The organism is Bradyrhizobium sp., from assembly GCF_019242285.1.
GTDB lineage: Bacteria > Pseudomonadota > Alphaproteobacteria > Rhizobiales > Xanthobacteraceae > Bradyrhizobium.
Genome location: NZ_JAFAVV010000414.1, coordinates 1 through 8,104, shown reverse-complemented (window position 1 = coordinate 8,104; position 8,104 = coordinate 1). Strand labels below are relative to the sequence as shown.

Sequence of the window (8,104 nt, the reverse complement as noted above, 5' to 3'; positions counted from 1 at the left end):
GCGGGAGGCCTGCAAGAAGCATGGCGGCTTCTATCTCGGCTCGATCGGCGGCGCCGCGGCAAATCTCGCCGAGCACTGCATCAAGAAGGTCGAGGTCGTCGAATATCCCGAGCTCGGCATGGAGGCGATCTGGCGCATCGAGGTCGTGGATTTCCCGGCCTTCATCATCATCGACGACAAGGGCAACGACTTCTTCAAGGAGTTGAACCTCGGATAGCGCGCCGGCGGCGCGCCTTCCCACGACGAAAGTCTTAATCATGGCAAGGTGTCCCTGAAGGGCTCGCACCTCAAATTGAGTTGCGTACCTCAAAGCCTCTGATAGGTTGGTGCCATGGGGCAACAAGCCGCGAACGCACCGGCTGACGCTGAAGGACATCGCGCGCCGGGCTGGCGTCAGCCTCGCGACGGTGGACCGCGTGCTGCACAACCGCCCCGGGGTGCGACCGGACACCGCCGATCGAGTCAGTATGTCGGGATCGACAATATCGCCGCCGGCCGCACCGCGGGCGCGCTGGTTGGCCGCCTCGCGGGCGCGGGGTCCGGCAAGGTCGCCGTCATCGCCGGTTCGACCTCGCTGCGGGACCATGCCGGGCGTATTTTCGGCTTCAACCAGGTGATGATGTCGGATTTCTGGGAGCTCGAAGTGCTGCCCGTCGTCGAGGGGCGGACGACGACGCGCGCTCGGAGCGGCTGATGACGGGGTTGCTGGACGATCATCCCGATATCGTCGGCCTCTACAATGTCGGCGTCGGCACATCCGGCGTTGCCAGGGCGCTGATCGAGGCGGGACGCGGCGGGCAGGTGGTGTTCGTCGGACACGATGTCACCGTGGTGACGCGCAAGCTCCTGCTGCAGGGTGTGATGGACGCGGCGATCTCGCAGAATCCCGGGCACGAGGCGCGGGCCGCCGTCCGGGTGCTGCTGGCGCTGGCGCGCGCCGAGCCGATCCTGCGCGAGCAGGAGAAGATACGAATCGATATCGTGATGAGGGACAATCTGCCCTGAGGGGTGAGTGCAGGAGCCCGCTGCGGGGAAGGCGACCACAAGCTCGCAAGCCGCACGGAAGCTCCGGATGGAGGGAGGATCGCCATGGCGGTTGCGGCTGTGGCCGGGCAACCGGACGAGAGTCCGGATCCCAGGCCCGTTCTGGAATTGCGCGGGATCGGCAAGGAGTTCGGCGCCATCCGCGCGCTGCACGGCGTCGACCTCGAGATATTTCCCGGCGAGGTGGTCGGCCTGATGGGCGACAACGGCGCCGGCAAGTCGACGCTGGTCAAGATCGTCGCCGGCAATTTTGCCCCGAGCCATGGCGAGATGCGGTTCGCAGGCGAGGCGGTCCGTTTCAACCGGCCGGTCGACGCGCGCGCGGTGGGGATCGAGGTGGTCTACCAGGACCTGGCGCTCGCCGACAATCTGACGGCCGCCGCCAACGTGTTCCTGGGTCGCGAACTCAAGCGCAAATTCGGCCCGTTCTCGCTGCTCGACCACAAGGCGATGGCGGCACGTTCGCTCGAATTGTTCGGCGAATTGCGGTCCGAAACGCTGCCGCACAATCTGGTCAGGCAGATGTCGGGCGGCCAGCGCCAGGCGGTGGCGATCGCGCGCACCCGGCTGTCCAACGCCAGGCTCGTGATGATGGACGAGCCGACGGCGGCGATCTCGGTCCGGCAGGTCGAGCAGGTGCTGGGCCTGATCCATCGGCTGAAAGAGCAGGGCATCGCCGTGATGCTGATCTCGCACCGCATGCCCGACGTGTTCGCGGTTGCCGACCGCGTCGTCGTGATGCGCCGCGGCGAGAAGCGGGCCGACAAGGCGATCGGCGATACCAGTCCCGAGGAAGTCACGGCGCTGATCACCGGCGCCAAGGAGGCGGCGTGATGACCGTGCCGATGGAATCCCCGGTCTCCTATGCCAATGTCGGCCGCGCGCGATGGTGGCGGCGCGGCTTCTTCGCCTCGCAGACCGGTTACGTCACGCTCGCGCTTCTGATCCTTGTGCTGGTGATGCACTTCGCGTCGCCGTACTTCCTGACCGAAGGCAACATCCAGAACGTGGCGAAGAACTTCTCGTTCATCGCCATCGCCACGCTCGGCGCCACCTTCGTGATCATCACCGGCGGCATCGACCTCTCGGTCGGATCGATGATGTGTTTCGCTGCCATGATCATGTCGATGGTGATGACGGCGCTGTCGACGCCGGGCGAGCCCGGCGCGTCCTGGTTCGTGCATCTGGCAGCCGACGGCAAGACCGTGGTCGCCAACGTGCCCGGCCTGATCCTGGCCGTCTCGGTGTTGTGCGGGCTCGGCACGGCGCTGATCGTCGGCCTCATCAACGGCTTCTGCGTCGCCGTGCTCGGGCTGTCCCCCTTCGTGACGACGCTCGGAATGCTCTCGATCGTGCGCGGTCTCGCCTATGTCGCGTCGAACGGGCGGGGCAGCTTTCCCGGCGGCCCCGACGCCGACATTCTCTACGCGCTGACCTCGGGCGACCTCTACGGCCTGCCGGCTCCTTTCATCTATCTCGTGATCCTCGCGCTGCTGATGGCCGTCGTGCTGCACCACACGAGCTTCGGCCGTCATGTCTTTGCGATCGGCGGCAACGAGAAGGCCGCCGAGCAGACCGGTGTCGAGGTGGTCAAGGTCAAGATCGCGGTCTACGTGATCTGTGCGCTGGCCGCCGGCCTGCAGGGCATCATCATCTGCGGCTGGCTCGGATCGGCGCCGGCGAACATGGCGACCTCCTACGAGCTCAACGTCATCGCCGCGGCCGTGATCGGCGGCGCCAATCTCGCCGGCGGGATCGGCGGGCCGCTCGGCGCCATCGTCGGCTGCGTGCTGCTCGAGGTGATCCGCAACGGGCTCGTGCTGGCGCAGGTCAATTCCTACTGGCAGCAGACCCTGGTGGGCGTGATCATCATCCTGGCCGTGCTGGTCGACCGGCTTCGCTCCCGGCTTGCGTAAAGGGATACTGGCCCGGAGGGACGCCAACGGCGTCCTCGTCTATCCGCCTCCGGGACCAGAAAATCGCTTTCAGGATAGGCACAAGAAAATGGAGGAGACCAATGAAGCGAATTCTTCTTGCCGCCGCCGCCGTCGCCATGATGGCGGGGCCGGCATTCGCCGAGACCTATCGTTTCGCCGTCGTGCCCAAGGCGATGAACAATCCGTTCTTCGACGTCGCGCGCGACGGCTGCCTGAAGCGCGCCAAGGAGCTCGGCAACGTCGAATGCATCTACAAGGGCCCGGTCGAGCACGAGCCGGCGACGCAAGCCCAGATCATCCAGGACTTCATCACCCAGAAGGTCGACGGGCTCGCGATCTCGGTCGCCGACGTCGCCTCCATGACGAAATCGATCGATGCGGCGACCGCTGCCGGCATCGCGGTCATCACCTTCGATGCCGACGCGCCGGGCTCCAAGCGCATTGCCTATATCGGCACCAACAACAAGGATTTTGGGACGGCGCTCGGCAAGCAGCTTTTGCAGCTTCGCCCGGATGGCGGCAAATATGCGATGATCTCCGGCGGGCCGGGCGCCAAGAACCTGGCCGAGCGCGTCGACGGCGTCCGCGAGGCGCTGAAGGGCTCGAAATGGACGGAGGTCTCCGGCTCGCCGGCCTTCTGCAATGACGATCCCGCGCTCGCCATCCAGGAGATGACCGACCTGCGTACGGCGACGCCCGATCTCGGCGCCATCGTGCCGGTGGGCGGCTGGCCGATGTTCGCGCCCGAGGGCTACAAGACTTTCGTCAACCACAACAAGAAGGACATCGACGCCGGCAAGTTCACCCTGGTGGTGGCCGACACCCTGAAGATGCAGCTCGAGCTGTTGCGCGACGGCTATTCCAACGCGCTCACCGGCCAGCGGCCGTTCGAGATGGGCGAGAAGGCGATGGATACGCTGCTCGCGATCAAGAAGGGCGAGAAGGTGCCGGAGGTGATCTACACCGGCCTCGACCTCGTCACCAAGGACAACGTGGCGCAGCTCCTGAAGTAGGGGAGCAGCCCTCGGGCAGGGTGGGCTGAGGCGCGCAAGCGCCGTGCCCACCATCTCCCTGCGAGCGCGAGGCCAGATGGTGGGCACGCTGCGCTTGGCCCACCCTACACGGCGCGAAAGTTACGCCCGCTTTCCCGTGAATGGAAAGCTGCCCATCATGCCGATGCCCATCTGGCCGGACAGGCTGTCGCCGGCGACCGTGCCGGTGAATTCCAGGGTCAGCGGCATCGGGTTGGTGATGGAGATCTTCCACGCGATGTCGTCGCCGTTGACGCTGCCGTCGAAGATCTCGCCGGTATTGCCTTCCGCGCTCTGCGTGCCCGTCAACGAGCCGCCCGCGCTCTTCACGCTCAGCGTCGCGGTGCGCTCACCCATCGGGGTCGACATGGTGAGATTCCAGTTTCCGTCCACGGCCATTGCAAAGGTCTCCCGGCGTTGTCTGCAAGACCGTAAACGGTCCTTGCGGTTTCGACAGAGTTCAGCCCGCGCGGTATAGCGCATCCGCGCGGGCCGGAACAATTGATGTGCCCCAAATAAGCGCGGCGATCAGGCGCGGGCGGCGCGCAGCCGGCTCGTGATCGCGAGGCGGAAGACGACATATTGCACGGCGAAGGCCGCGATCTTCGCGCCCACGGCCACGAACGACACATAGAACGCCCACAATTCGAGATCGCCGGTCACGGCGACCGCGATGGTGCCACAGCCGAGCGCGAACATCAGCGCCGCCCAGGCGTAACCCGCGCCGGTGACATATTCCGGAATGGTCTCGACCACGAGCGGCGGCAGGTAGCGCAGCATCCAGCCGCGCTTCAGCATGATGGCGCCGACCGCGAAATGCGCGATCGCGGGCTTTGCCATCACGAAGCGCGGATCGCTGGTGAGGAGCGTCGCGGTGCCGAGCACGATCACCAGCGCGAGGCTCGCCCAGGTCATGAAGCCGAGCTCCCGTCCCCTGCGGCGGGCGTAGACGATCTGGCCGATCGCGCCCACGATCGCGACCGAGGTCGCCAGCCCGATATTGCCGGTCGAAAAGTAGAGGGCCGCAAACAGGATGGTGGAGAGGAAGTCGCTGGTGAGCCTGGCAAACACCTCTTTCATGAGATTTCCTCAGGTTCGGTCGGCTTTATCGGGCATTGCGAAGCGCGTCGGCGGGCGGCGAGCCGTGCTTCGGCGTGCGATAGTCGCGATACCATCGGGTGAAGTAGAGCGCGCCGTTGCGCGCCGCGAAGGCGACCAGCAGGCCGAGCCAGAGCGGCAGGCCAGGCACGATCCAGATCGCGCCATTGGCGAGCATCATCACCAGCATGGCGATGGTCCAGGCGCCGGTGATGACATAGTTGGCATGCGTGAATTCCGGCTTCGCTGCGGTCTCGGCGGGGACCATCTCGAGCCCGTATTGCAGCGTGAAGGGGTAGCGCAGCAGGATCGAGCCGAGTGCGATCGCGAACGTGCCGGCATCGACCATGAACCTGACGGCCGAGCCGCTGAGCGATGGATCGACGAAAGCGAGGTAGGTGCCGAGCGCGGCGAATACGACCGCCGATCCCGCGCCGAGGATCTTGAGCGAGCGCCCGCGCCAGGCGTCGAACGCGATGACGGCAAGGCAGACACCGCAAGCGGCAAACAGGCTCGCGGTTGCTGAGGTCAGCAGCATCAGCAGCGCGAAGGCGCAAAAGGGGGCAACGACGAGCAGAACGGTCATGGCGGCCTCTCCGGCCAATCTTTACATCGTCAAGATGAATACTGGAGAAGCGGCATGGCGTCAAGCGCGATCTTGGCAGTGTCAAGATAATGTGAGCGGCGGGTGAAGTGCAGATATATCAGTATGTTATCCGGAAATCGTGCGTCCCAATATCAACAGCGCGCTCGTGATCAGCACGGCGATGGTGAGGACCATGCCGCCGATCCGGCCCACCCGGAAGCCGGACTGGTTGGGCGCCGCATACATCCCGAGCGGATGCAGCAGGCGCGACAATACGAGACCGCCCATCAGCAGATGCACGCGCAACGGCGAGGCGCCCGACATTTCGAGGAAGCCGACCATCAGCGCGACGATCGGCACATATTCGATGAAGTTGGCGTGGGCGCGGATCGCGCTGCGCAGCGCGGCATTGCCGCCGTCGTTGAAGGCCGCGAGGTTGCTTCGCCGCAGCCGGATGACCTGGAGCGAGAGCGCGGAATAGAGCAGGGCGAGAACGGCGAGATAACAGGCCGTGATGGTCGGCAGATGCATGCGAGCCCCCGGGTTGCGTCTCCCTACCACCTCATTCCGGCGCGCGCGTCAATCGGCGCTCACCCAGTTGCCGTGAAAACCGTCGGGCACGCGATGGCCGAGATGCACCAGCGCCACGGGGCCGGCTTCGACGTCGGTCGCGTTGAACACCGCAAGGTCGCTGACATTGTCGCGCGCCCGCCAGACCACCGTGAGGAGCCAGCCATCGCCCTCGGCGGCCTTGCTGTCGCGCGGCACGAACACCGGCTCGGAGAGCGTATCGTCGACCGGCAGCAGGTAGTGGCCCCGGCGCGATCCCCGGCCATCGACATGCACCACGCCGTTGAGCCTGCCCGCCGGCGGCAGATCCGGATTGGCGCAGGCGTACCAGCCATGGCTGCTCGTCAGCCCGGCGCGGCGATCATCGATGCGCGGAAACTCGCCGGTCAGGTCGTCGAGATAATCCTGCGTGAAGCGGTCGGTGTTGCCGGCGAGGTCGAAGGTCCAGCGGCACAGCCGAGCGCGCGCCTTGGCCGGGTCGGTCGGCGAGCCGTCCGGATGCGGGAACAGCGGCGCCTCCTCGAACTGCATGACATCGGCGATGATTCGGCTGCCATCCTCCCAGGCGTTCATGACATGGAAGACATAGCAGCTTTCGCCGCGGAACCAGGCGATGTCGGCGGCGCTGCCGTTGCGCTTCATGATGCCGACATGGGCGCCCTTGTCGGGCTCCCAGGCATAGGGCGGCTGCCCGTTGATGGCGCGCGCCATACTGCCGGTCAGGGGCAGGACCGGAAACAGCAGGTGGTTCTGGGTGACGATGAAGTCGTGCACCATGCTGACATAGGGCGCCTCGAAGCGCTCGAACCGCTTCACCTTGCCGTCGGCGCCGATCGTGCCGAACGATAGGGCAGGCGTGAGAGGACCCGCCGCATTGTAGCCGAAGAACACCAGCTCGCCGGTGACCGGATCGATCTTCGGATGCGCGGTGAAGGGGCCCGCGATGCGGCCGCCGTAATTGTCATAGCCGCGGGTTGCGAGCGTACGCGGCTCGATCTCGGTCGGCAGATGCGCTTCCTCCAGCGCCAGCAGCCGGCCGGCATGGAAGATGATGTTGGTGTTGGCGACGCCGCCGTCGGTGACGTCAGCGGGCGCGTCGGGGAGCTTGCGGCCGAAGCCGGCGAACAGCGCACGGCCGGCGTCGTGCTCGGCCAGCCATTTCGGGGTGCGGACCCAGCGGTTGCGATAGGAGGCGCGGCCGCCTTCGAGATGGAAGGCGTGCAGCATGCCGTCGCCGACGAACCAGTGCGCACCGCCTGGCGCCTCGAACTGCGGATTGGGACCGTTGCGATACAGCGTGCCGTCGAGCCCACGCGGCAACTCGCCCGTCACCTTGAGGAACGGGGCGTCGCATTCGAACGGGATCGGCCCCAGGTTGCTTCGTGCCGGCCTTGCGGGCATTTGCTGCTGCATTGCTCCCTCCATCTATCTTTACATCGTAAAGATACGGATATGCCAACTCCGCGCCCGGGTCAAGCAAATCTTTACAGTGTAAAAATCGCCTTATATAAGAAGCGGATGGCAAGGAAAGCAGATCGGACGAAATCCCGCCATCCGCCGGCTGCGCGCGGGCGCACGGTCCCGTCGCGTCCCAAACGCGCGAGGCCGGCGCCGCGTGACGCCCGTTCCGGCGAAACGGCGCCCTATCACCATGGCGCGTTGCGCGATGCGCTGCTCGAAGCCGCCGAACAGGTGCTGGAGCGCGACGGGCTCGCCGGCCTGACGCTGCGTGCGGTGGCGCGCGAGGCCGGCGTCTCGCATGCCGCGCCCACCCATCATTTCGGCGATGTCACGGGCCTGGTCAGCGAATTGGCCGCGATCGGCTTCCGCAAGTTCAA

10 protein-coding genes and 1 pseudogene are annotated in these 8,104 nt (G+C 65.9%); 6 read left to right on the top strand and 5 right to left on the bottom strand.

Features of this window, described 5'->3' with window-relative positions; all coding sequences use genetic code 11:
• The 5 genes and pseudogenes from JOY90_RS16140 to JOY90_RS16120 all read left to right on the top strand — a co-directional run.
• Window positions 1–217: fumarate hydratase C-terminal domain-containing protein (locus tag JOY90_RS16140; protein WP_291692116.1), on the top strand; the 217-nt coding region annotated here is incomplete at its 5' end.
• Window positions 218–359: 142 nt separating this feature from the next.
• Window positions 360–1,005: pseudogene (locus JOY90_RS16135) on the top strand (LacI family DNA-binding transcriptional regulator).
• Between the two features lie 84 nt (window positions 1,006–1,089).
• The gene (locus JOY90_RS16130) at window positions 1,090–1,878 is read left to right on the top strand and encodes an ATP-binding cassette domain-containing protein (RefSeq protein WP_291692115.1); all 789 of its coding nucleotides are present in this window, start codon (window positions 1,090–1,092) and stop codon (window positions 1,876–1,878) included.
• Window positions 1,878–2,960, top strand: a complete 1,083-nt coding sequence (locus JOY90_RS16125; protein ID WP_291692114.1) for an ABC transporter permease — start codon at window positions 1,878–1,880, stop codon at window positions 2,958–2,960. The genes JOY90_RS16130 and JOY90_RS16125 overlap by 1 nt, the downstream gene beginning before the upstream one ends.
• A gap of 101 nt (window positions 2,961–3,061) precedes the next feature.
• Window positions 3,062–3,994: a sugar-binding protein gene (locus JOY90_RS16120; RefSeq protein WP_291692113.1), complete on the top strand. Its 933-nt coding sequence runs from the start codon at window positions 3,062–3,064 to the stop codon at window positions 3,992–3,994.
• Window positions 3,995–4,114: 120 nt separating this feature from the next.
• On the opposite strand, the gene JOY90_RS16115 is transcribed toward JOY90_RS16120, so the two are convergent.
• From JOY90_RS16115 to JOY90_RS16095, 5 genes are all read right to left on the bottom strand, one after another.
• The gene (locus tag JOY90_RS16115) at window positions 4,115–4,411 is read right to left on the bottom strand and encodes a hypothetical protein (protein ID WP_291692112.1); all 297 of its coding nucleotides are present in this window, start codon (window positions 4,409–4,411) and stop codon (window positions 4,115–4,117) included.
• Between the two features lie 129 nt (window positions 4,412–4,540).
• Window positions 4,541–5,092 (bottom strand): septation protein IspZ, encoded by a 552-nt coding sequence (locus JOY90_RS16110; protein ID WP_291692111.1) that lies wholly within the window; start codon window positions 5,090–5,092, stop codon window positions 4,541–4,543.
• Window positions 5,093–5,117: 25 nt separating this feature from the next.
• Window positions 5,118–5,696 (bottom strand): hypothetical protein, encoded by a 579-nt coding sequence (locus tag JOY90_RS16105; RefSeq protein WP_291692110.1) that lies wholly within the window; start codon window positions 5,694–5,696, stop codon window positions 5,118–5,120.
• Window positions 5,697–5,822: 126 nt separating this feature from the next.
• Window positions 5,823–6,227 carry an MAPEG family protein gene (locus tag JOY90_RS16100; protein ID WP_291692109.1) on the bottom strand — a complete coding sequence of 135 codons (405 nt, stop codon included), beginning with the start codon at window positions 6,225–6,227 and terminating at the stop codon, window positions 5,823–5,825.
• A gap of 48 nt (window positions 6,228–6,275) precedes the next feature.
• On the bottom strand, window positions 6,276–7,679 hold the full coding sequence (locus JOY90_RS16095) for a carotenoid oxygenase family protein (protein WP_291692108.1): 1,404 nt from the start codon (window positions 7,677–7,679) through the stop codon (window positions 6,276–6,278).
• A gap of 105 nt (window positions 7,680–7,784) precedes the next feature.
• Here JOY90_RS16095 and JOY90_RS16090 point away from each other — a divergent pair.
• Window positions 7,785–8,104, top strand: a 320-nt coding sequence (locus tag JOY90_RS16090) for a helix-turn-helix domain-containing protein (protein WP_291692107.1), incomplete at its 3' end; no start/stop codon positions are given.